The sequence below is a fragment of the Solirubrobacter phytolaccae genome (assembly GCF_027587195.1).
Classification (GTDB): domain Bacteria; phylum Actinomycetota; class Thermoleophilia; order Solirubrobacterales; family Solirubrobacteraceae; genus Solirubrobacter; species Solirubrobacter phytolaccae.
In genome coordinates, this window is sequence record NZ_JAPDDP010000007.1 from 1 (window position 1) to 22,742 (window position 22,742).

19 protein-coding genes and 1 tRNA gene are annotated in these 22,742 nt (G+C 69.9%); 19 read left to right on the top strand and 1 reads right to left on the bottom strand.

What is annotated here, in order from left to right; genetic code table 11:
* The 19 genes from OJ997_RS05415 to OJ997_RS05505 form a co-directional block, all read left to right on the top strand.
* Nucleotides 1-418 (top strand): helix-turn-helix transcriptional regulator (locus tag OJ997_RS05415; protein WP_270024027.1); only part of this gene is annotated, 418 nt, incomplete at its 5' end.
* Between the two features lie 83 nt (nucleotides 419-501).
* Nucleotides 502-3,363, top strand: coding sequence for a DHA2 family efflux MFS transporter permease subunit (locus OJ997_RS05420; protein WP_270024029.1), 2,862 nt, complete (start codon nucleotides 502-504; stop codon nucleotides 3,361-3,363).
* A gap of 107 nt (nucleotides 3,364-3,470) precedes the next feature.
* Nucleotides 3,471-4,502: a LacI family DNA-binding transcriptional regulator gene (locus tag OJ997_RS05425; RefSeq protein ID WP_270024030.1), complete on the top strand. Its 1,032-nt coding sequence runs from the start codon at nucleotides 3,471-3,473 to the stop codon at nucleotides 4,500-4,502.
* A 96-nt stretch (nucleotides 4,503-4,598) separates the two neighbouring features.
* On the top strand, nucleotides 4,599-5,984 hold the full coding sequence (locus OJ997_RS05430) for a sugar ABC transporter substrate-binding protein (RefSeq protein ID WP_270024031.1): 1,386 nt from the start codon (nucleotides 4,599-4,601) through the stop codon (nucleotides 5,982-5,984).
* A 56-nt stretch (nucleotides 5,985-6,040) separates the two neighbouring features.
* The gene (locus tag OJ997_RS05435; RefSeq protein ID WP_270024032.1) at nucleotides 6,041-6,970 is read left to right on the top strand and encodes a carbohydrate ABC transporter permease; all 930 of its coding nucleotides are present in this window, start codon (nucleotides 6,041-6,043) and stop codon (nucleotides 6,968-6,970) included.
* On the top strand, nucleotides 6,967-7,803 hold the full coding sequence (locus OJ997_RS05440; RefSeq protein ID WP_270024033.1) for a carbohydrate ABC transporter permease: 837 nt from the start codon (nucleotides 6,967-6,969) through the stop codon (nucleotides 7,801-7,803). The genes OJ997_RS05435 and OJ997_RS05440 overlap by 4 nt, the downstream gene beginning before the upstream one ends.
* A complete protein-coding gene (locus OJ997_RS05445; protein WP_270024034.1) occupies nucleotides 7,800-9,164 on the top strand; it encodes a GH1 family beta-glucosidase in 1,365 nt (454 codons plus the stop codon). Before OJ997_RS05440 ends, OJ997_RS05445 begins: the two co-directional genes overlap by 4 nt.
* Complete coding sequence (locus OJ997_RS05450) at nucleotides 9,164-10,282, top strand: ABC transporter ATP-binding protein (RefSeq protein ID WP_270024035.1); 1,119 nt, start codon at nucleotides 9,164-9,166, stop codon at nucleotides 10,280-10,282. Before OJ997_RS05445 ends, OJ997_RS05450 begins: the two co-directional genes overlap by 1 nt.
* Before the next feature lie 15 nt (nucleotides 10,283-10,297).
* Nucleotides 10,298-10,379, top strand: a tRNA-Tyr gene (locus OJ997_RS05455).
* A 166-nt stretch (nucleotides 10,380-10,545) separates the two neighbouring features.
* Complete coding sequence (locus OJ997_RS05460; RefSeq protein ID WP_270024036.1) at nucleotides 10,546-11,847, top strand: hypothetical protein; 1,302 nt, start codon at nucleotides 10,546-10,548, stop codon at nucleotides 11,845-11,847.
* Nucleotides 11,848-11,856: 9 nt separating this feature from the next.
* Complete coding sequence (locus tag OJ997_RS05465) at nucleotides 11,857-12,054, top strand: hypothetical protein (RefSeq protein ID WP_270024037.1); 198 nt, start codon at nucleotides 11,857-11,859, stop codon at nucleotides 12,052-12,054.
* A gap of 192 nt (nucleotides 12,055-12,246) precedes the next feature.
* Nucleotides 12,247-13,140, top strand: coding sequence for an SDH family Clp fold serine proteinase (locus OJ997_RS05470; protein WP_270024038.1), 894 nt, complete (start codon nucleotides 12,247-12,249; stop codon nucleotides 13,138-13,140).
* Between the two features lie 728 nt (nucleotides 13,141-13,868).
* Nucleotides 13,869-14,666 (top strand): hypothetical protein, encoded by a 798-nt coding sequence (locus OJ997_RS05475; protein ID WP_270024039.1) that lies wholly within the window; start codon nucleotides 13,869-13,871, stop codon nucleotides 14,664-14,666.
* The gene (locus tag OJ997_RS05480) at nucleotides 14,663-14,842 is read left to right on the top strand and encodes a helix-turn-helix domain-containing protein (protein WP_270024040.1); all 180 of its coding nucleotides are present in this window, start codon (nucleotides 14,663-14,665) and stop codon (nucleotides 14,840-14,842) included. The genes OJ997_RS05475 and OJ997_RS05480 overlap by 4 nt, the downstream gene beginning before the upstream one ends.
* Before the next feature lie 125 nt (nucleotides 14,843-14,967).
* A complete protein-coding gene (locus tag OJ997_RS05485; RefSeq protein WP_270024041.1) occupies nucleotides 14,968-15,450 on the top strand; it encodes a hypothetical protein in 483 nt (160 codons plus the stop codon).
* Nucleotides 15,447-16,298: a hypothetical protein gene (locus OJ997_RS05490; protein ID WP_270024042.1), complete on the top strand. Its 852-nt coding sequence runs from the start codon at nucleotides 15,447-15,449 to the stop codon at nucleotides 16,296-16,298. The genes OJ997_RS05485 and OJ997_RS05490 overlap by 4 nt, the downstream gene beginning before the upstream one ends.
* A gap of 219 nt (nucleotides 16,299-16,517) precedes the next feature.
* Entirely contained in the window at nucleotides 16,518-17,234 is a 717-nt protein-coding gene (locus OJ997_RS05495; protein WP_270024043.1) for a hypothetical protein, read from the top strand.
* A 935-nt stretch (nucleotides 17,235-18,169) separates the two neighbouring features.
* Nucleotides 18,170-19,117 (top strand): hypothetical protein, encoded by a 948-nt coding sequence (locus OJ997_RS05500; protein ID WP_270024044.1) that lies wholly within the window; start codon nucleotides 18,170-18,172, stop codon nucleotides 19,115-19,117.
* Nucleotides 19,118-19,205: 88 nt separating this feature from the next.
* Nucleotides 19,206-22,253, top strand: coding sequence for a M20/M25/M40 family metallo-hydrolase (locus tag OJ997_RS05505; protein WP_270024045.1), 3,048 nt, complete (start codon nucleotides 19,206-19,208; stop codon nucleotides 22,251-22,253).
* Nucleotides 22,254-22,302: 49 nt separating this feature from the next.
* Here the strand turns inward: OJ997_RS05505 and OJ997_RS05510 are convergent, their stop codons facing one another.
* A complete protein-coding gene (locus tag OJ997_RS05510; protein WP_270024046.1) occupies nucleotides 22,303-22,701 on the bottom strand; it encodes a VOC family protein in 399 nt (132 codons plus the stop codon).
* Between the last annotated feature and the right edge of the window lie 41 nt (nucleotides 22,702-22,742).

Consider the following 22,742-nt stretch of genomic DNA (forward strand, 5'->3'; position numbering starts at 1 on the left):
CTCCGACTTCGGCGAGGCCGAGGCTGCGGCGGCCGCCTACGAGCGGCTCGGCCTGCGGTTCGACGCCGCGCGCACGCACCTCGCCCACGGGCGCGCGGCGCGCCGCGCGCGGCAGTGGCGCGTCGCTCGCGAAGCGCTCGAGGCAGCGGCCGCGGCGTTCGACGCGCTCGGCTCCCCGGGCTGGGCGGAGCAGGCCAGCGCGGAGCTGGCCCGCGTCGGCGGTCGCAAGCCCCTCGCCGACGCGCACGAGCTGACGCAGACCGAGCGCCAGGTCGCCGAGCTCGCCGCCGCCGGGCAGACCAACAAGGAGATCGCGCACGCCCTGTTCGTGACGACGCACACCGTCGAGGCGCACCTGACGAAGGTGTACGCGAAGCTCGGCGTCCGCTCGCGCACGGAGCTCGCCGCGCAGCTCTAAACACTAGGGATCCGGGGAATATCGCCGGCCCGGTCACGCCCGTACGGTCGCCGGATGTCCTCCCCGACTCCCTACCGGACCGCATGACGCGGCGCGGACTCGCGATCGCGACCGCGTGCGCCGGCGGCTTCCTGGCGTTCCTGGACACCACGATCGTGAACACGGCGTTCCCCGCGATCGCCGGCTCGTTCACGGGCGCATCCGCGCAGGACCTCGCGTGGGTTCTCGACGCGTACTTCATCGTCATCGCCGCGCTGCTCGTCCCTGCCGGCGGGATCGCCGACCGCGTCGGCCGCAAGCGGACCTTCCTCGCCGGCGTCGCGCTGTTCACCGCCGCCTCGGCGGCGTGTGCCGCCGCCCCTGGGCTGGAGGTGCTGATCGCCGCCCGCGCGGTGCAGGGCGCCGGCGCGGCGGTGATGATGGCCGTCTCGCTCGCCTTGATCCTCCCGCTGTACCCGGTCGCGCAACGCGCGTCCGCCGTCGCGCTGTGGGGCGCGTCGGCCGCGCTGGCCGCCGCTTCCGGCCCGCCGCTCGGCGGCGCCCTCGTCGAGCTCGACTGGCGCTGGGTCTTCCTCCTCAACCTCCCGCTGGGCGCGGTCGTGCTCGTCGCCGCCCGCGCCGCGTTCGCCGAGCAGCGCGACGCCCGGCTCACCGGGCTGCCGGACCTGCTCGGCGTCGGCCTGATCATGGCCGGCCTCGGGACGCTCTCCCTGGCGATCCTGGAGGGCGGCGCGTGGGGCTGGACGAGCCCGCGCATCGTCGGCGCGTTCGTCGTCGCCGCGCTGGCGCTCGCCGCGACCGCGCATCGCTGCCGCGTCCATCCACGTCCGGTGCTCGATCCCGCGCTGCTGCGGATCGCGTCCTTCAGCCGCGCGAACGTCGGCATCCTGCTGCTCGGGATGGCGTTCTTCTCGACCATCCTCGCCAACGTCCTGTTCCTGGTCGGCGTGTGGGGCTACAGCCTCCTCGGCGCCGGGCTGGCGGCCGTGCCGGGCGCGCTCGCGACCGCCGCGGTCGCGGTGCCGGCGAGCCGGTTCGCCGAGCGCCACGGCCAGCGCGCGGTGATCATCCCGGGCTGCCTGCTCTACGTCGCCGGCATGACGATCGTGCGTGGCGCCGGCTCCGAGCCCGCGTTCCTGGAGACCTGGCTCCCGGCCCTGCTGCTCAACGGCGCCGGCCTCGGGCTCGCGTTCCCGGCGTTCGCCGCGGCGGCGCTGCGCGACGTCCCGCCCGAGCACTTCGGCACCGCGAGCGCCGTGACCAACGCGACCCGCCAGCTCGGCGGCGTGCTCGGCACGGCGCTGCTCTTCGCGGTCGGCGCGCCGGTCACGCTGGCGGCGGCCGAGGACGCGTACCTGGTCAGCACGCTGTGGGCGCTCGGCGCGGGCGTCGTCGCCGCGACGCTCTACGGCCGCGTGCTCACGCTCGGGCTCGGCGCCGTGATCGCCACCGGCGCGCTCGTGCTCGCCGGCCCGGCCGCCGCGCAGACGACCGAGTTCCTCGGCCCGATCATCATCAAGCCCAAGCAGGTCCCGCGCCTGGCGGCCGCGGCGGACCTCACGAAGACCGCGGTCACCACGCCGTCCACGCCCGTGTTCCACCTCTACGAGCCGGAGGTCAAGGACGTCGGGCTGCGCGTCGCCGGCACGACCGACGGCGCGAACGGCGACCTGGTCGACCTGCTGTGCACGCGTGGCGCGGACGGGTACCAGCGCGTCGCGGCGAACGTCGCGGTCGGCAAGGACGGGAGCTTCCAGACGACCGTGGCGTTCGGGAAGTTCAAGCCCGCCGCCTGCACGTTGCGCGCGGTCCCGTACAAATCCACGCCCAAGGACCTCGGGCCGTTCACCGGCCCGCTCGTCGCGGTCACCTACCTCGCGCGCACGCGGTCCATCCCCGTGCTCGGGGAGGAGGCGGCGGTGGCGCTCGACTACGAGCTCGAGAGCGGGCACCGGCACGGCCACGCGACCGTCACGTCGGCCGCGGGCGCGGGCCTGAAGGCGCAGTACGGCGTCCGGCCCGCGCTCGAGCGCTACGGCACGCCGACCTGGGTCGGCGGCGCGCGGATCGAGGCGCTCGCCGTCGACGGCACGCCCGCCTACGTCGGCGCCGCGATCCCGCTCCTCGATGTCGAAGGCCGTCCGGCCGCGCCCCGCGGTTTCGACGGAGTCCAGACGAAGGTGGAGGTCGATCCCGTCACGGGGACCGTCGTCGTGGCCGAGACCGCGCGGGCGCTGCGCTGCGACGCGAAGTGCGTGGCCGTGACCGACACCGGCGTGCGGCTCCAGCGCACCGTCACGCTCGACGGCGAGCACGCCGTCGCGCGCGTGCTCGACCGCTGGGTGAGCACGGACGAGCAGCCGCACCGGGTGCGCGTCGAGTACGCGCACCGGGCGCAGGCCACACGCTGGCGCTTCCCCGGCTCGCCGGTCTTCCGCACGCCCGCGGCGACCGAGCCCAGGGCCGGCACGCTGCTCGTCCACGACGGGACGACGGCGCAGGCCCCGGGCGCGCTGACGCTCGACCCGGCGCCCGCGGCGCTGGCCTTCGCGACGCCGGACCGCGCCACGGAGACGCTCACGCTGACCACGCCCGCGACCGTGCAGCGCACGTTCTCGGTCGGGGACCAGGTGATCGAGGACGAGCCGCAACCGCCGCCGCCCGGCGCGCCGGAGCAGCCGGGCGACCCGCATCCGGAGCATCCGCAGCCGGACCCGCAGCCACAGCCGACCAAGCGGTGCGTCGTCCCGCGCGTGAAGGCCGGGGCGACGGTGAGCGCGGCGCGGGTGGCGCTCAAGCAGGCGAGCTGCGCGGTCGGCGCGACGCGCAAGGCCCGCTCGGCCAAGGTCAAGAAGGGCCGCGTGATCGCGCTCGCCCGCGGCGCCGGCAAGCGGCTTCCGGCGGGCACGAGGATCGGCATCAAGGTCAGCCGCGGCCGCCGCTGACGCACCTCGCCGGGGGTGCTCCGGCGCCCCCGGCAACTTTCTTCTTGACGTTCTGCCAGAGTCCGTGCATACTGCCGCCCACGGTTTCCGAAACCGTTTTTGGAGAGATGGAAGAACGAGTCACAATCCGCGAGCTCGCGCGGCGGTCCGGCGTGTCTGTCGGCACCGTCAGCCGAGCCCTCAACGGCTACGCCGACGTGCGTCCCGAGACGCGCGAGCGCATCATGCGCCTCGCGTCGGAGCTCGACTACACGCCCGCCGCCGCGGCCCGTTCGCTCGTCACCCAGCGCTCCCACGTCATCGGCGTGTTCATGGAGACGGGCGAGGGGCATCCGGACCTGCAGCACCCGTTCTTCCACGAGGTCCTCGGGGGGCTCAAGCAGCGTGTCGGCCGTGAAGGGTTCGACCTGCTGCTGTTCGCCTCCGAGCGGCCCGGGGGCGGGTACGGCCCGCACTCCTACCTCAAGCGCGCTCGCCACCACAGCGTCGACGGCTGCGCGCTGATCGGCCTGGACCCGGACGACTCCGAGGTCCGCCGGCTCGTGCGCGGGGAGATCCCGTGCGTGGCCATCGACATGCAGCTCGAGGGCCCGAACACCGAGGTCGTGATGAGCGACAACGAGGCCGGCGCCGCCGAAGCCGTGCGGCATCTGCACGGGCTCGGGCACCGGCGCATCGCCACGATCACGGGCATGATCGACTCCCGTCCGGGCGTCGACCGCCTGCGCGGGTACCGCAACGCGATCCAGGAGCTCGGGCTCGCCTATCGCGACGAGTACGTGCGCTACGGCGACTTCTACGCCGAGTCCGCGCGGGAAGCGACCGAGAAGCTGCTCGCGCTGCCCGAACCGCCGACCGCGATCTTCGCCGCCGCCGACCTGATGGCGATCGGCGCCGTGCGCGCCGCGGCGGAGGCCGGCCTGAGCGTGCCGGCCGACTTGAGCGTCGTCGGCTTCGACGACATCCAGCTCGCCCCCCACGTCAACCCGCCCCTCACCACGCTGCGCCAGGACAAGCTCGGCCTGGGCGCGGCGGCCGGCGACGCCCTCGTGGCGCGCATCGCCGGCGACCCCGAGCGTCCGCAGTTGCGGACGCTCCCCGTAGAGCTCGTCGTACGCGGCTCGACCGCAGCTCCCTAGGAGGTCCCGTTTCGCCCGGCCGGACCCACCGGCCAGTTCGTTCGCGCTGTACCAAAACCGTTTTTGTCAGCTTTGCAATGGAGGAGGGAGAACCCCATGCCGAAGAGGCTTGCGATCGTCACGTCGGCGATCGCGCTCGTGCTCGCCCCCGCGGCCTTCGTGGCCTGTGGCGGCGACGACAGCAGTGATTCAGCGGCCAAGCCGAGCGGTGCCAGCAACGCCGCGCAGGGCGAGACGCTCGAGAAGGGCGTGACCTTGACGCTCTGGACGATGCCGAACTCGCCCCAGCCCAAGGAGGACCTGCAGAAGATGGTCGCCCCGTTCACGGCCAAGACCGGCGTGAACGTGGACGTCCAGGAGGTCGGCTGGGACGTCCAGTTCGACCGCATCCGCAACGCCGCCGTCGCGGGCGAGGGCCCGGACATCACGCAGGCCGGCACCACGCAGGTGCCGTTCTTCGCCGCGCTCGGCGGCTTCCAGGACCTGACCGACAAGGTCGAGGAGATCGGCGGCAAGGGCGCCTACGCCGAGGGCATCTGGAACACCACGCAGGTCCAGGGCCAGGACGGCACGTGGGCGATCCCGTGGTTCACCGAGGCGCGCTCGCTCTACTACCGCAAGGACGTGCTCGAGAAGGCGGGCGTCGATCCCGCCACGGCCTTCAAGGACCTCGACTCGTTCAAGGCCACGCTGCAGGCGATCAAGGACAAGGTGCCGGACGTCCAGCCGTTCGGCGCGCCCGGCAAGAAGGCCTACGACCTCGTCCACCAGGTCATGCCGTTCGTGTGGGACCAGGGCGGCGCGGAGCTCAACGCCGACGCCACGCAGTCCACGATCAACTCGCCCGAGTCCCAGGCGGGCGTCGAGTTCATGGCCGGCCTGATCACCGACGGGCTGTTCGACAAGAGCCAGCTCGAGCGCGACGGCACGCAGGTCGAGAACCAGTTCAAGGGCGGCCGGCTCGCGGTCTGGATCGGCGGCCCGTGGGTGCTCGGCTCGATCGATCGCGCCGAGGACGACACGTGGAGCGACGAGGCGCGCGAGAACGTCGGCGTCGCCCCGATGCCGACCGGCCCGTCCGGCAAGGCGTACACGTTCGTCGGCGGCTCGGACCTGATGGTGTTCAAGAACTCCGAGCACCCCAATGAGGCGTGGGCGCTGGTGAAGTTCCTCTCCGAGGACCAGACCCAGGTCGACTACGCGAAGCTCCTCGGGATGTTCCCGGCCCGGCTGGATCCCCAGCAGCAGGTCGGCGACTCCTCCGAGAACCACAAGGCGTTCTTCGAAGCCATCCAGACGGGCCGGACCTACGCGCCGATCCCGCAGTGGGGCCAGATCGAGAACGCGTACAAGACGCGCTTCGGGAACATCCTCGACAGCGCGGCAGGCGTCGGCAAGGACTACAACGCGGCGACCGTGAAGTCCCAGCTCGACGCCGCGGCGAAGGAGGCCGACGGGCTCTTGGCCCAGTCGGCGGGGTAGTGGCACAGACGACCCTTCAGCCGCCCCCCGAGGCCCGTCCCGCGCGCTCCCTCCCCTTGCGCGCGGGGCGGCCTCGCCGCCGCCGCCGGCGGAACTGGTTCGCGTACGGGCTGATCGCGCCCGCCCTGGCGTTCATGGTGCTCGTGCACCTGATCCCCACGGCGGGTGGCGTGGTGCTGAGCTTCAAGCGGCTCAACACCTTCACCTTCGCGCGCCTGTTCGACGCACCGTGGGCCGGGCTCGAGAACTACCGCGGCATCCTCTTCGACACGGCGAACCCGCTGCACTCCGGGTTCTTCGGCGCCGTCCAGAACACGGCGGTCTACACGTTCTGGACGGTCGGCGGGACGTTGGCGGGCGGTCTCGCGATCGCGCTGCTGCTCAACCGGCCGATGCGCGGCCAGCGGCTCGTGCGGACGCTGATGCTCGCGCCGTGGATCGTGCCGAGCTTCGTCGTCGCCGTGCTGTGGCAGTTCATGTGGCAGAGCGACGTCGGGATCATCAACAAGGTCCTCGTCGACTACACGCACCTGCTGAGCGAGCGGCCGATCTGGCTGCTGGGCGAGAACTCGATGTGGGCGATCGTCATCCCGAGCATCTGGCGCGGGCTGCCGTTCGCGATGATCTTCTTCCTCGCCGGGCTGCAGGCGATGCCGCCTGAGCTCCACGAGGCGGCGGCGATCGACGGCGCGGGTCCGCTCCGCCGCTTCCGCTACATCACGCTGCCGTTGCTGCGGCCGCTGATCGCGGTGCAGCTGCTGTTCTGCGTGATCTACGCGACCTACCAGTTCGCGATCCCGTACATCATGCTCGGGAGCAACCCGGGCCCGGACGCCGACCTGATGATGACGTTGATCGTCAGGCAGTCGTTCTCCAACAACCTGTTCGGCTTCGGCGCCGCGGCGTCCGTCCTGCTCACGCTCGCCATGTGCGTGTGGGTGGCGGTCTGGTACCGCGCGTTCAAGCGTGATCTGGAGGTCAAATGAACGCCCGGCTCGTCAACCGAGGGCTGGACGCGCTGACCTGGCTCGTCCTGCTCGTGATGCTGTCGCCGATCCTCTGGCTCGTCGCCGCCTCGTTGCAGACGGACGGCCAGCTTTCGCGCGGCGCCTACAACCTGCTCGAGCCGACGTTCACCGCGTTCAGCCGCATGTGGCAGACGGTCGACTTCGAGCGCTACCTGCTCAACTCGCTGATCATCTGCACGGCGGCGGCGCTGTGCGCGACGGCGTTCGCGTCGTGCGCGGGCTACGCGCTCGCGCGCTTCAAGTTCCGGGGCGCGACGGGGCTGTCCCTCGGCGTCGTCGGCACCCAGCTCATCCCCGGCTCGCTGTTCCTGCTGCCCGTGTTCATGGGCTTCGTGTGGCTCAAGCAGAACACGCCGGTCGCGCTGTTCGACACGCACCTCGGGATGATCCTCGTCTACACGGCGTTCTTCACGCCCGTGGCGATCTACTTCATGCGGTACTTCTTCGCCGCGATCCCGCGGGACCTCGAGGAGGCCGCGATGGTCGACGGCTGCACCCGCTTCGGCGCGTTCGTGAAGATCGTCCTGCCGGCCGCGGCGCCGGGCCTGGTCGCGACCTTCGTCTACGCGTTCCTGTTCGCGTGGGACGAGCTGCTGTTCGTGGCCGCCCTGACGCAGGAGAACGCCGAGACGATCCCGATCGGCATCCGCAACTTCATCGGCAACTACCAGGAAAGGACGGCGCAGCTGATGGCGGCCGGCGTGGTCTCCACACTTCCCGTGCTCATCGCCTTCTTCGCGACCCAGCGTTGGCTCGTGAAGGGCATCACGGCCGGGGCGGTGAAGGGATGACGGCCACGGCGCCCAAGCCCGCCGCCGCGGCGGTGGCCGACGAGCTCCCGGCCGGCTTCCGCTTCGGCGCGGCCACCGCGTCCTACCAGGTCGAGGGCGCCGCGCGCGAGGACGGGCGCGGCGAGTCGATCTGGGATCGCTTCAGCCATTCGCCCGGCAACGTCGTCAATGGCGACACCGGCGACGTCGCGTGCGACCACTACCACCGCTGGGCTTCCGACCTGGACCTGATGGTGGCGCTGGGGCTCGAGTCCTACCGGTTCTCGATCGCCTGGCCGCGCGTGCAGCCGGACGGGCGCGGGCCGTTGAACGCGCGTGGCGTCGCGTGGTACCGGCGGCTCGCGGAAGGGCTGCTCGAGCGCGGGATCGAGCCGGTCGCGACGCTCTACCACTGGGACCTGCCGCAGGCGCGGCAGGAGGTCGGCGGCTGGGCGGTGCGCGACACGGCGCTGCGCTTCGCCGACTACGCGGCGGAGATGGCCGCCGCGCTCGGTGACGTCGTGCAGGGCTGGATCACGCACAACGAGCCGTGGGTCGTCGCGTTCCTCGGGCACGCGCACGGGCGCAAGGCACCCGGCATCCGCGACTGGCCGACGGCGCTGGCGGTGTCCCACAACCTGCTGCTCTCGCACGGGCTCGCCGTCGACGCGCTGCGCGCGGCGGGCTCGGCTCCGGTCGGCATCACGCTGAACCTCAACCCGATGCGCGGCGAGGAGCCGTGGGCGGTGGGGATGATGGACGCCCACCAGAACCGCTGGTTCCTCGATCCCGTGCTGCGCGGCGAGTACCCGGCCGAGATGCTCGCCTACTACGAGAAGGTCTTCGGGCCGCTGCCGGTGCTCAACCCCGAGGACATGGACGTGATCTCGCGGCCGATCGACTTCCTCGGCGTCAACTACTACAACCCGACCTATGTGCGGGCCTCGTCGGAAGGGCCGCTCGGCGTGTCGACCGTGGTGCCGCGCGGCGCGACCACCGCCATGGGCTGGCCGGTCGACGCCACCGGGCTCTACGACATGCTCACCCGGCTGCGCGCCGACTACGGGGACCTGGAGATCTGGATCACCGAGAACGGCGCCGCGTTCGACGACGAGCGGCTCGTGAACGGCGTCGTCGAGGATCCCTCGCGCGTCGTATACCTGTCGACGCACCTGGACGCGCTGCGGCGTGCCGTGGGCGCCGGCGTCAACGTCAAGCGCTACCACGCCTGGTCCCTGCTCGACAACTTCGAGTGGGAGCACGGCTACGACAAGCGCTTCGGCATCGTGCGCGTCGACTACGACACGCAGGAGCGGATTCCCAAGCGGAGCGCGCTCTGGTATCGAGATCACATCGCGGCGGTGCGGGGAGGTGGTGCGTGATGGCGTCGATCGCCTTCGAGGACGTGTCCAAGGTGTTCGACGACGGCACCCGTGCCGTCGACGGGCTCGACCTGGAGATCGCCGATGGGGAGTTCACGATCCTGGTGGGGCCGTCCGGGTCCGGGAAGTCGACGGCGCTGCGGATGGTCGCGGGGCTGGAGGAGGCGAGCGGCGGCTCGATCTCGATCGGATCACGAGTGGTCAACGATGTCGCCCCCAAGGACCGCGACATCGCGATGGTCTTCCAGAGCTACGCGCTGTACCCGCACATGAGCGTGGCCGAGAACATGGGCTTCGCTCTGAAGCTGCAGAAGGTGGGCAAGGCGGAGATCCAGACGCGCGTGAAGTCGGCCGCGGGGCGGCTCGGCATCGGCGAGCTGCTCGAACGGCGGCCGAAGGCGCTCTCGGGCGGCCAGCGCCAGCGGGTCGCCCTGGGCCGCGCGATCGTGCGCTCGCCCGAGGCGTTCCTCATGGACGAGCCGTTGTCGAACCTGGACGCGAAGCTCCGCGTGGAGATGCGCGCCTACATCGCCAAGCTGCACCAGGAGCTCGGCACGACCACGCTGTACGTCACGCACGACCAGACCGAGGCCATGACCATGGGCGACCGCGTCGCGGTCATGCGCGACGGCAAGCTCGAGCAGGTCGACACGCCCGAGGCCCTGTACGAGCGCCCGGCCAACCTGTTCGTGGCGGGCTTCATCGGCTCCCCGGCGATGAACCTCCTGCGCGGCTCCGCCTTCGAGGACGGCGTCCGCCTCGGCGACCAGCGGCTCCCGATCCGCACGTCCCACCGCGGCGACGTGATCGTCGGCATCCGCCCCGAGGCGATGGAGCCGGTCTCCGAGTCGGGCCCGGGCGTGCTCGAGCTCCGCGTAGTGCTGTCGGAGATGCTCGGCTCGGACGTCCTCCTGCACCTGGAGGCGCCCACCTCCTCGGTCCTCACCGGCGACATGCTGGACACCGCCGACGACGAGCTGCCGGACGACACGACCCGTTTCGTGGCCCGCGTCCCGCCCTCCCTACGGCCGGATCCGGGCTCGCTGGTCCGCTTGCGAGTCGACCCCGATCGCGTCCATCTCTTCGATCCATCCTCGGAGCGCGTGATCGGTCGCTAAACTGGCACGCCGCCCGGTGGGATTCCCGAGCGGTCAAAGGGGACGGGCTGTAAACCCGTTGGCTTAGCCTTCGAAGGTTCGAATCCTTCTCCCACCATCTTCAGAAAGCCCTGCTCCGGCGGGGCTTTCGTCGTTCGAGGACCCTGGTTGCGTGCGCAGCGTGCACCTGATGTGCACCGGAGGGGCCGTCGGTCGTTCTTGTGCACGGGCGGCGCAGACGGCGAATGAAGGACCGTGGGCCAACGGAGCGAAGTTCACGCGACGTGACCGAGGAGATCATCGAGGCTGCCGAGGACAACGAGCCCGATGATGCGTTCGCCGGCCTGGCTGCGGGTCTGCTGGTGGTTTCCGACGCGAACTGGGTCCACCGACGCGTCGAAACGATCGACATCCTGAGCACCGAACTATCGCGTCGCACCGTCTCGGTCGATTTCACCGTCCCGCCGACGCTCCGCAGTCCGCTCCAGGTGGCAAAGGGCGAGGTGCTGGTCCCGATCGCGACGTTGGAGAAGGCGCCGCTGCGGCACTTCGACCTTCGAGACGAGCGCGGGGGAGTTGTTCCCTGCCTTGAGCAGCGCGCCAACGGGGAGATCGCGACGCATGCGCTCGTCGAGCTAGCAACATTGGCGCTAGAGGATGCGGAGATGCCTTCGCCGGGAGACCGTCTCCGAGCTGACTTGCGGACGATCGCGACGGCCAGGCGGTCGCCCGCCGAGGCCGCTCTGTCAGGTCTCTACCAAGCGGCTGACAGCGGCGATCCGGAATGCAGCTTGGTGTTGGCCGACGAAATCTTCGCGCTCCTGCTGTCAATACTCGCCACCGACTTCATCCTCTTCGCAGTGGTGGAGTCAGCCGAGCGGCGACGAGTTCTCAAGTACGGCTACGACGAGCCCCTGGCGGACCAGCGATCTCAGCGGCTGAGACTGGTTCAGGGGTTGGGACTCGCACCGCTCGCCTTCCAGATCGACGTCCCTGTGGCTGCCGGCTGTCGGAGCTATCACGCTGAGGTCGTCATCCCGGAGGAACTGCGTCTGTCGTATGCAGAACTCGTAGATGGGCGAAGCGGAGAAGCGCTTGCCGATGGCGACATCGACAGCGACCGCGGGGCGTTGCACGCGCCCGACGTCGACGTACTCGCGCAACCTGAACTGCTCGTCGCGATCGGCGCAGAGAGAGCAGGTTTCATCACGGTGGCGGCCTGCGTCACCGGCGCGATCACGCTAGCCCTGTGGGCGGGCGCAACCCTGCTACCACCTGACCCGACACAGGCGGCGCCGTCCGTTGCCATCCTCTTCGCGAGCTCGGCGCTCGTCTCGGGCGCCCTAACGCAGCGCGGCGAGCACCGCCTCGTCAGCGCGTTCTTCGCTCCGCTGCGAGGCCTCCTCGGGCTTGCCGCGCTGGTAGCGCTGGTAGCAGCGTCGGTACTCGCCCTCGGCGCTTCAGCATGCGTGGTTGACATCGTGTGGAGCAGCGCAGCCGGCGTCGCATCGCTGCTGTCGGCGCTGTTTGCCGTCGCGTGGTGGAAGGCTCGAGGACGTCAAGTCTCTCGCGCGGAAAACGACTAGGATGGGTATATGCGCTTCGACCGCTACGTCCGCTACATCTCCGAGCACCGTCGGACACCGGAAGGGGTGTCGCGCCCGAGCGCGATTCGACTCGGCGCAGCAGAGGGTTACCTGGCGCGCCACGAAGGACGCTCGCTGAGCGCCCCGAGCGAGGCCGACGTGCAGCGTCGTGCCGCGCATATTCAGGCGAACACGCGCCGGAGCTAGAAAGCGCGCTTTACGGGCGCTCGCAGGCGCGCCCGTGTGACCCGCGCCAGCGTGTGCTGGACGGGCGCTCGCAGTTCGCGCCAGGTGCAGGAATTTCTGCGGGCGCGGAGATCGCTCAACACCCGGGACGCAACCGCTGCTTGGTTCTGTAGTGTTGCGCAATGAGCGACGTCCACGAACGCTAGGGGCAGCGTGTCCGCTACGGAAGTTGCAGTCGCCGAGCGCGACTCCAACCGGATCATCGAACTGCAGCTCTCTGAGCGCGCAGAGTTGATCGAAAAGGCGTCGAACGCTGACTTCATCGCGTATCTCGGCCCGATGTTCCCCCCCGCCGACGACCAGATCAAGGACGTCGTCGAAGCTGTTTCGCCCCGTCGGCCGTCGCTGCTCATCTTGCTCGAGACCGGCGGTGGGTTCGTCAGCGTGTCCGAGCGGGTCGCGCGGATCTTCAGGCACCACTACGAGCGTGTCGAGTTCATCGTCCCAAGCCACGCGATGTCGGCGGGCACGGTGCTCGTGATGTCGGGGGACGCGATTCACATGGACTACGCATCGGTGTTGGGTCCGATCGATCCCCAGATCCCAAAGAACGGCAATCTAGTCCCGGCGCTCGGCTACCTCGAGCAGTTCGAGCGTCTCATCAAAAAGTCAGAGGAAGGCAACCTGACGACCGCTGAGCTGGCGTACTTGCTGCAGAACTTCGACCCAGCGGAGCTCTACCGGTACGAGCAGGAGCGCGAACTGTCGATCGCGCTGCTCGAGGACTGGCTCGTCAACTTCAAGTTCAAGAACTGGACCACGACCGAGGGCGCCGGCGTGGAGGTGACGGAAGAAATGCGACGGGAGCGCGCACAAGAGGTCGGACGGAAGCTCAATGAGACGGGGCGTTGGCACTCTCACAACCGCGGGATCCCGATGGAGGTCCTACGCCGTGATCTCAAGCTTCTGATCGAGGACTTCGGGGCAAACGACGCCCTGCGTGGGCCTGTTCACGACTACTACCGGCTCCTCAAGGACTACGCGATGCGCCGGACACACGACGAAGGCTTCGTGCTACACACCAAGGAGAGCTATGTCGGATTCTGACGCACAGACGGGCCGCCGAATCAACCTCGACGAGGTCGCGGCCATCAACCCCAAGGTCGACCTCGGGCAGGTGCACGAGGTACAGGAGGTCCTTCGCGAACTCCGTGCGGGCGGAGTGGCGCGGTCGACATACAACATCGGCTCGCCGTACTACCACGTCCCGAAGCTTTCGTCACCACGCGTTCGCTCGCGCTCCTGGTAGCGCCAGCGGCGCGTGCGGTCCGGCGAAGTCGGACCAGGGTGGACGCGCGTCGACGCAACGCGGCGGGGGCCGGGCGGAGTTCCGTTCCGCCCTGTCGCGCCCGCCCCGGCTGATCAGGTGCTTCGCTAGCCGGTCGCTTGTGTTAGGGCGTGACGGAGGAAGCTCGCCCCTCAGCCGTGGTGACTGCGCCACCTTTGATGCCGCGTTCGCGACCGTTTCCGCGTCCCGCCGCCACTCCTCGTCCGTCACCGGCGCCGAGTATGCGAACACCTGGCGCAGGGCGCGCTCGACCGCTTCCACGACGGCGTCTCGATCTTCGCTGTTCATGCGCGGAGTGTGACGCCGGGAACTTGTGACAGACCCAGGGGGACAATGGGGAAGTGCGGTCCGAGTTGGTGCCTCGGTCGTCTGGTCTGTGGTGAGCGCCGGCCCTCTTCGAGGGTCGGCGCTACACCCGAAGACCTCCGACCCGAGGCGTAGGATCGCCCACGACCAGGCCCATCCGCACAACCGAAGGAGTAGCACCGTGAGCGCACCAAGCTCACACGCCGGAACCTCCGACCCGCCGATCGGCGCCGAGCTGATCTTCTGCGGCGAGACGTACACGTTCCAAGGACGCGACGAGTCCGGTAAGCCGATCCTGTTCCGCAAGCCGACGGGGCCGACCCGGACCGAGGCTGAGCGCGACGACTGGGAGTTCGACGAGGGCACGTCGGCCGTGGAGAAGGCCCGCGCTATCCGGAGCGGCGCCGCTCGCATGGCCGCGCACGCGCGCCGCATGCCCGCCGGGTCCGCTCGCAACTGGACGCTCGCCACTGCCCGCCGTGGCCTCCGCCAGGCCCACGAGATCAAGCGGCGCGAGATCGACGCGAACACTTCTGTTGCTCGCGCGCCCCGCGCTCAGGCTCGCGAACGTCGGCCGCGACGTCGCTCAAGCAGCTCGTCGACCACGTCGAGCGCAGACCCCGGCGAACCCCCCGCAGAACCTCACGACACCGTTCGGCGGTGCGCAGCGGCGTGGTGCGACCACCCGGTCTACGGCTCCGGCCAAAAGCGCTACTGCGGGACGCTTCACTGCGATCGTGCCCGCGCCGAGGAGCGGCAGCGCAAGAGCCGCGCCGACGCACTTGACCTCGTCGAGCACGAACGGCGCCATGCGCTGGAGCGGGCGCGGCGAGCGGGGATGGTCGGGCCCACCGCATTCGCGGGTCCCGGCGAACACTCGCTCAGCTTCCTTTGGAAGCACCAGCTGATCGAGGGCGAGGACCCGGGCGAGTTCGAAGCGCTGCGGTTCCGACGCACCCGACTCACGGTGGCGGCATGACGGCGGGTCAGCTCCTCACCGCCGAGCATCTGGCCGAGCGGTGGGCCGTGCCCGTCTCGCAGGTGTACCGCCTCACGCGCTCTGGCACCGTCCCGGCCGTCAAGGTCGGCCGTTACTACCGCTACCGCCTCGACGTGATCGAGGAGTTCGAGCGCAGCGGTGGTGGTGCCGCGTGAGCGGACACGATCCCTGCCAGGTCGTCTACGACGCGCTCGAGGTCCACGGCTGCGCGCCAACGGGTCCGATCTACAAGGCGAAGGCGAAGTGCCCTGCGCACGAAGACCGATCGCCGTCGTTCGCGTTGAGCGAGGGCGACGACCGTCGCGCGCTGCTGCACTGCTTCGCGGGCTGTGAGCCAAGGGCGATCGTCGCGGCGCTCGGCTTGAGCTGGGCCGACCTGTTCCCCGACAACCACCGGCACGCTGGCTCGCGCGCGAAAGCGCCACAGCCACCGGCCGAGACGGGACAACCCGTCGTCGAGGTGCTGGCCGGCCTCATGGCTGCGGGCATCCCGATCCATCTCACGCTCGACCCGCGACTGTTCATCGCCGACCGGTGCCCGGGGTGCGACGAACGTCGCCCCGGAGCGCTGTGGATCTCGCACGACCCTGCGGGAGCGTCGCATTGCGCGTCATGCCGGCGCCCTCACGGCCGGGTCAAGCTCACGTGCTTCAACGGTTGCTCGTTCGAGACGATCCTCGGAGCGCTTGAGCTTCTGCTCACCGCGCGCGAGCGCGGGACGCCGCAGGACGTCGCAGAGCACATCGCGGAGGGTGTCGCGTGAGCGCCCTCAGCAACAACCTCCGCGCGCTACACACGCCTCCAGCCGCCCAGCCGGTCAATGGCAACCAGCCGTCGTACGCGCCCGAGTTCGACGACAAGGGTCGCATGGCCCTCGCGCCGCTCCCCGGGCACGACAACACCGCCGGGCTTTGCGCATGGCTAACGGCGTCCCTCGCGCTCGATCGCAGCCACCCGATCACCGGTGGGCGACGAGAAGGGGTCCGGGGACCCGCCGGTCACGTCGTGCTGGAGCGACGTGGAACGGACCCCTTCAGGTTCGAGCCGGCCGCACGGATCAACACCCCCGCACGGCTCGTGGAAGACCTCTCGTGGCAGGCGCTGCCGACCGATAGCGCCATCCCGCCGTTCAAGTCCGAACATGCCCGCCAGATCGCGCACGCGATCCGGATGCTCTGCGGCACCACCGAGGCCCTAACCGACGCGGAGGAGACCGCGAGTCTCGTCGCCGCGTTCATCAGCGGCGCCGTGCTCGTCGAGGGCATGACGATCTACGGAACGGCCGCGCAGCGCTACGAAGCGACCGCTGCGCTGCAGCGCGACATGGACCCAGTCACTGGATTCGTGACCGGAGCTCCACGGTTCCTGCTGGACGCCGAGACCGGTGAATACGTCATCCGCGTCAGCGACCTCCACGAGGCCGGCCGAAGGTTCATCGGCGGCAGCCTCGCACGCGGCTGGGTCGACGCGCGCATGCAGAACCTCGGATGGACTCGCGCACGCCTCCAGGGCTACGCGCTCACCGGTCGCGAAGGACGCCGCAACGGTCCGCACACCCGGGTCGACGTCTACCGCGGACACCTCCCCAACGACGAACCGGTGAACACGTGAACACACGAAAGGTATGTATTACGCGCGCGGAAGACCCCCTGTCTTCTACGCGCATAGGTGTGTTTTCCGGTGTTCACGTGTTCACGGCGGACACGGAGGCCACCCGATGAGCCGCGAGAAGTGCAGCGGCTGCCGCCGCCCCCTCGTGTGGGCCACCGTCGATGGTCGCCGTGTCCTGCTGTGCGCCAACGCCTCGTGCACCCGAGAGGCCGTGACCGCATGACGCTCGCTCTACTGCGGCTCGACCGTGTCGTCGTCAACGTCGACACTGCGGAGGATCTCGCCCTTGGGACCGAGGATCGCCACCTTGCGACGCGTGCCCGGACTACGGGGCGGCAGCTTCTTCCTAAGGATCCCTACCGCAAGATTGCGCTCGCCATCGTCGACGAGCACGACCTCCTCGACGCGTTCTCCACGCGCGACAAGCGGCACCCTGTCTGGGAGCAGATCGCGTCGCTGGAAGGCCGGACCGAGCGGCTCCAAGGCCGGCTGCCTTACCGTGAGCTGGCCGCGCGCCTGTCACGGCGTGGGGACGCCGGGCAGTCCGCGGTGCTGTGGTTGCAGGACTTCGACGACGACGGCCCGGTCGACCTCGGCCGCCCGGGGCACGACTACCGCGAAGAGCTGGAGGCGCAGATGCCGTCGCTGCGTCGGCTGGCTGCCGAGACCGGTGCTGCGATCGTTCTCGGGCACCTCGGCTACGACCTCGACGTGCGCGAGGGTTGGTGGCCGATCGCCGAGCACGCCGATACCACCTTCCACTCCGCTTGGGACGTTGAGCGGCCTGGCTCTGAGGATTTCTGGATGGTCTTCGACGGCACCACCGAGCGCGGCCTGATTCCCGGCAAAGCCGCCTTCTCGGATTGGCGCTACAAGCTCATCAAGCTCCGCGACGCCGAGCGCGCGGCCCAGCTCAACCCCTCGGGCGGCGTGTAGCGCACATCTGGCCGTGGCGGGCGCGAGGCGTACCCTCGCACCCGAGAGCTTACGGTCGTCGGAGGGCGCGGGTGATGCGACCCGAGATGTCCACTCGCCGAACCGGGACCTGAGAACTTTGCTTGAGCCCGCTGGCGGCTCATCGGGCTCACGTTGCAGGCTGTTCTGCTGCGCGTTCCGCCGCGGCGCACGCCAACATCACGCGATGCACCCGACCCAACAGCTCTCGACGTCTCGCCGACGGATCGGCGTTAAGGGGACGAGCAAGCGTCCCTGGGGCTTGAGGCGGGGGAATTTAATGGGACGCGGGTTGTGAAGTGGCCGATTTCCAGGGATGTCCGGCGGGTCGAACCTTCTCCCACCACCTCTGAAAGCCTCGCCTCGGCGGGGCTTTCGTCGTTCCGGATCGAGGGATTCAGTAGGAATCGTTCAGCCAACGGCCGTCGACCTTGCGAAGTTGCTTGTGTGCGCCGTTCGAGTAATCCACGGTCGCGCGATCGCCGTCGACGCGGATGTTGGTCACCCGCGGAGTCTCGGGCTCCACCACGGAGAGGGTCGTGAAGCCCGCGGTCGTGCCGTCCGCCTCGGGGGCGGGGACTCGTATGCCTCAGAGCAGGTGCGGGCGCGGGGGTTGATGGCGTCAGCCATGAAGCGCTCCCGGGAGCGCTTGGTCATCCACGAGCAGCCGGCGTCCAGATCGCCACGGTCCCAGGCGGCGTCCGAAGCGCGAATCGCCGCCGCGACGCGCTCCTGTTCCGAGCCACCACACCCCGCCAGGAATGCGATCAGACCGAGAGCAACAACCGCTCGCATACGGCAAAACGTAGGCAAGCCGGTCGCCACCGACGGGCAAGCGGACCAATGTCGTGACTCCACCTCCGGGATTCAAGGAGCGGCGGCTGCGAGCGATCCAGGCTCTTCATAGGCTGAAGCCCATGTCCACGGGATCTCCGGTTCGTCAGCTGGCCGAGCAGGCCAGGGGCGTCGTCGACAAGGCGATGCGCTCGCTGCAAGGGCCGTTCGACGACTTCGGTCCGTTCATCGTCGCGGTGCCCGGTGATGGGTCTCAGCCGCGTCTGGTGGATCTGCCGAACGAGTTGCTGACGGGCGAGGCCGCCGGGAAGGCCGACGTCGTGCAGGGGTTGGTGCGTCCGCTGATCGTCGAGACCGGCGCGAAGCGGATCGCGTGGGTCGGGACGGTCTTCACGCTCGATCTGGAGGGCAAGAGCGAGGCGGAGGCCAATGAGGCGATTCGCCGGCTGATGGCGTCCGGGATTGCCGACCATCCCGACCGGCGGGAGTCGGTGATCGTGAACGCGATGGACGCCGAGACGGTGGAGACGTGGGTGGCGCGCGTGGGACGGACCGCGATCGCGCCGCCGACGCTCGGACAGTGGGAGGACTTCGGTGAGCACGCCGATCGCCGCCTGCTCGGCCTCGAGGCGCAGTCGTTCTACGGTGAGGCGGAGCTGCTCGAGCCGCTGCGGGCCGCGCTGCGGGAGAGCCCGGCGCAGCCGCGCACGCTCGCCACGGAGTCGTGGAACGAGCCCGGCCGCGTGGTCGTGGAGCTCGACGCGGACGGCTTCGTCATCACGCTCCATGGCGGCGCGGTGCCGATCGGGTGGCTCGCTCGTGCGCGGACGTTCCCGACGCTCGAGGCCGCGCGCGGCCAGTACGACGCGCTGGGGCCGCTGATGGACTCCGCGGAGGACCTCGGCGCGTGGCGCGGGCTCCCGTCCGATCACGAGGCTCCGGTGATCGTGGTCGTCGGTGCGCAGCCGTCCGTGGACCGTGCCCTGGAGTCGATCGGCGGTGAGCCGCACACGGTCGGCGAGGCCGACGTCCGGTTCTTCGTCGGCCGGCGACTGGCCCGTATGGCGTAGTCCTACGCATCGTCGTTGACAAGGTCAGGGGAGCCTGAAAGGGTCCTGCGTACTTGGGGGCCTGACGATTCCGGGGGGGATCAGGGTGATGCGGAGGAAGTCTCTTGCGCTGACGATCGGCGTGTCAGCGTTGCTGTCGATGGGCGGGGCGGCCGGAGCGGCCGAGCGGTTCCAGCCGAGCGTCACGTACGACCTGTCGGTCACGGACGCCGAGCGCGACGCGATCCACGCGGAGGTCGAGGCGCTCGCCGGACGGGTCAGCGACGCGCGGGCGGGCGACGGCACGTACGACCCGCTCACGCTGGTCGGGGCGATGCTGGACGGGGCGACCTACGACTCCATCTCCCGCGGCGGCACGGCCGCGACGACGTACCCGTTCCCGGTCAGCAACACCGCGGCCAACCAGAACGAGTACGACCGCAAGGTCGCCAAGCTCGCGTGGGTGGTCAAGCTGGCCAAGGACCTCGGGTTCCCGGTGGTCGTCCAGCGCCAGCCCGACAAGTACGTCTACGCGGAGATCGGTGATCCGGAGGCTCCGGAGATGGTCATGGCGTTGAGCCACCTGGACTCGCCGACCGCCTCCGTCTCCGCCGCCCAGCTGGCGCGCTGGCGCGACCCGTTCGGCAACCTCGGGACGCCGGGCGCCTACCACTCGTCCTACATCAAGGACAGCTGGGTCTACGGGGCGGGCATCCAGGACGACAGCGGGCCGACGCTGGCGACGCTGCTCGCGGCCAAGGCGATGCTTGAAGCGGGGCTTCCGATGGATCGACGCGTCCGCATCGTGATGGGCATCTACGAGGACGGAGGGCCCGGCACGCCCACGGCGGCGAACACCGCCGCCTTCCAGTCGCTCCCGTACAACGCGAACCCGAGCTTCTACGACAACTGGGCCTACAAGAACCTCAACCGGGAGGAGACGCCGGTCGCGGCCTACACCTCCGACTCGCGCTTCCCGGTCATCGTCGGCAACTCCGGAGCGGTGACGCCGGCGGTGTCGATGAGCCTGTCCGCGGACGCCGGCAAGGCCTTCCGGCTGACCGATGCGCGGGCCGGCGTCACGCTGCGCGCCGGTGACCCGACGCTGAAGGACATCACCTACGGCAGCACCACGCAGATCGCCTCGCGGGCCATCTTCACGCTCGACGTGGCGGGCGTCGCGGCCGCCGAGCGCGACCGGTTCGTGTCGGCGGTCACCGCGGCCGCAACCTCGAAGGGCTGGCTCCCAGCGGCTCCCGGCACCACACCCAAGGTGCAGACCACGATCGCCGGCGACGCGCTCACGCTGGAGGTCAACACCGACGTCGCGATGGAGATGCCGACGCCGCAGTACGGCAAGAACGCCGTCGTGTGGGGGATGTTCCTCCTCTCGAAGGCGCTCGACGGAGACCTGCAGCTGAAGACGGCCGCCGCCGGCATCGCCGACCTGTTCTTCCGCGACGGCGTCGAGGGCGAGGCCTACATCGGCAAGTACATGGGCATCCCGGCGGCCCTGTTGCGCAACCCGAGCAACGGCACGCCGAACCTGACCTTCGCCCTCATGGGCGGCATCAACTCGGAGACGCCGACCAGCTTCTACACGGACGCGACCGGCAGCCTCAGCATCCCGCTGTTCGTGCGCAGCATGCACGTCACCGCGGCCGACTCCACCCAGGCCACGGCGGCGGTCACGGCCGCCTTCCAGGCGAAGGGCTTCACCCTCGGCGCCCTCGGCTCGCCGATCGGCGCCGGGTTGTACGTCACGCACGACAACCCGCTGACGGCGCTGCAGTTCGGGAGCTACCAGGCCACGATCAACCGCAACCCGCAGCAGTTCGCGGATCCGTACGCCCTCAGCGACGTGGTCTTCCCGCAGGGCACGACCGGCGGCACCCTCGCCAGCAACTTCCGCAACAAGATGACCGCCTTCGGCGCCGTCATCCCGGGCAACGAGCGCTGGTGGCACACGGCGAACGAGCGCATGAAGATCGACTCGGCCGTGCAGATGACCAAGATGATGGCCGACGGCATGCTGGAGATGGCCCGCTACTCCGGGCCCGCCGGCGCCAAGTTCATGTGGGCCGACATGCCGGGGCTCAACGCCGACCGGGCGGACCTCGACCTGCTCGACGTCACGATCGGCACCTTCAAGGACGCGTCGGCTGCGGTCGACAAGAGCCGGCTGGGCTCGCAGGCCCTGCTCGGCGCCACCGCGTTCAACATCCCGATGTGGAACGGCCGCGGCAACTCCGCCCCGACGGCGGCGGCGTTCGCGCTCGGCCACGCCACGGGCGGCGTCTACCTGCCCCTGAACGACCCCGAGTACCTGAGCAGCATGTACGTCGCGCCGATGCGGCTCGAGTTCAAGGTGGAGCGCCCCGAGTACCTGCGGGACGCGGACTGGGCGAAGTTCGTCGCCCGCAGCTACGGCGACTTCAAGTTCAACGTCCTCGTCGGCGACACGGTCGTGCCGCTGGCCGTGCCCGCCGGGCAGAGCGCGGACAAGTACTTCTCCTCACGCGTCTCGGCGACCAACCCCGACGCCCTCTACCTGTCGGTCAACCTCGCGATCACCGACGGCCCGTACGACGGGGTCAAGCCCGTCCTCGCCGATTCCAAGACGGACCTGTACACCGTCAATCCGGCGTACCTGGCCGCGAACCCGGACCCGTTCCCCGGGCGCGGCGCCAAGCAGCAGCGGGGCTTCTTCGTGCTCGGCGACGGGACGAAGAACGCGGAGTTCTCCTCACCCGGCGCGGTCTACGTGACCGCTGCCAACTGGATCAGCGACGAGGAGCAGTCGACGGTCGGCGGCACCGTGCCCGCGACGCTCGCGCTGAGCCTGGGCGCGCCGGCCTCGTTCCCGCCGTTCCTCCCGGGCGTGGCCCGTGACTACACGGCGACCACGTCGGCCAAGGTGACCTCGACCGCGGGTGACGCGACGCTGAGCGTGTCCGAGCCCGGGCACCTCACCAACGGGGCGTTCTCCCTCCCGCAGCCGCTGCAGGTCGCGTTCTCGAAGTCGGCGTGGACAGCCCCGGTGTCCAACGACGACGTGACGGTCACGTTCAAGCAGTCGATCGGCGCCAACGACGCGCTGCGCACCGGCACCTACAGCAGGACGCTGACCTTCACGCTGTCCACCACCAACCCGTAGCGCCCCGTGGTCCATGGTCCAGCCGCTCGGCTGGACCATGGATCGCCGATCACCCTTCGCGCGGCCCGAGCAGGTCCCAGCGGTTGCCGGCGACGTCCACGAAGACGACGACTCGCCCGTACGGCTCCTGTCGGGGCTCGGTGACGAACTCGACGTTCGCCTCGCGCATCCGGCGGTACGTGGCGTCGAAGTCGTCGACGCGCAGGAACAGCCCGACGCGCCCGGCGAACTGGTCGCCGACCGCGCGTGCCTGGCGCTCACCGTCGGCCTGGGCGAGAAGCAGGGCGGTCGTCGCCCCGGGCGGGCGCACGACGACCCAGCGCTTCGGCCGTCCGTCGTTGGTCAGCGAGGGCGTGTCTTCGACGAGCTCGAAGCCGAGGACGTCGACGAAGAACCGGATGCCGTCGTCGTAGTCGTCGACGATGATCGCGAGCTGCTCGAGGTGCATGCTGGAAGGAAACCATGCAGGTGGGTGGTCCTACGGCACGT

Coding starts and splice junctions, on each gene's coding strand:
- OJ997_RS05420 (WP_270024029.1), top strand. CDS start 502: ATGACGCGGCGCGGACTCGCGATCGCGACCGCGTGCGCCGGCGGCTTC.
- OJ997_RS05425 (WP_270024030.1), top strand. CDS start 3,471: ATGGAAGAACGAGTCACAATCCGCGAGCTCGCGCGGCGGTCCGGCGTG.
- OJ997_RS05430 (WP_270024031.1), top strand. CDS start 4,599: ATGCCGAAGAGGCTTGCGATCGTCACGTCGGCGATCGCGCTCGTGCTC.
- OJ997_RS05440 (WP_270024033.1), top strand. CDS start 6,967: ATGAACGCCCGGCTCGTCAACCGAGGGCTGGACGCGCTGACCTGGCTC.
- OJ997_RS05445 (WP_270024034.1), top strand. CDS start 7,800: ATGACGGCCACGGCGCCCAAGCCCGCCGCCGCGGCGGTGGCCGACGAG.
- OJ997_RS05450 (WP_270024035.1), top strand. CDS start 9,164: ATGGCGTCGATCGCCTTCGAGGACGTGTCCAAGGTGTTCGACGACGGC.
- OJ997_RS05465 (WP_270024037.1), top strand. CDS start 11,857: ATGCGCTTCGACCGCTACGTCCGCTACATCTCCGAGCACCGTCGGACA.
- OJ997_RS05480 (WP_270024040.1), top strand. CDS start 14,663: ATGACGGCGGGTCAGCTCCTCACCGCCGAGCATCTGGCCGAGCGGTGG.
- OJ997_RS05495 (WP_270024043.1), top strand. CDS start 16,518: ATGACGCTCGCTCTACTGCGGCTCGACCGTGTCGTCGTCAACGTCGAC.
- OJ997_RS05500 (WP_270024044.1), top strand. CDS start 18,170: ATGTCCACGGGATCTCCGGTTCGTCAGCTGGCCGAGCAGGCCAGGGGC.
- OJ997_RS05505 (WP_270024045.1), top strand. CDS start 19,206: ATGCGGAGGAAGTCTCTTGCGCTGACGATCGGCGTGTCAGCGTTGCTG.
- OJ997_RS05510 (WP_270024046.1), bottom strand. CDS start 22,701: ATGCACCTCGAGCAGCTCGCGATCATCGTCGACGACTACGACGACGGC.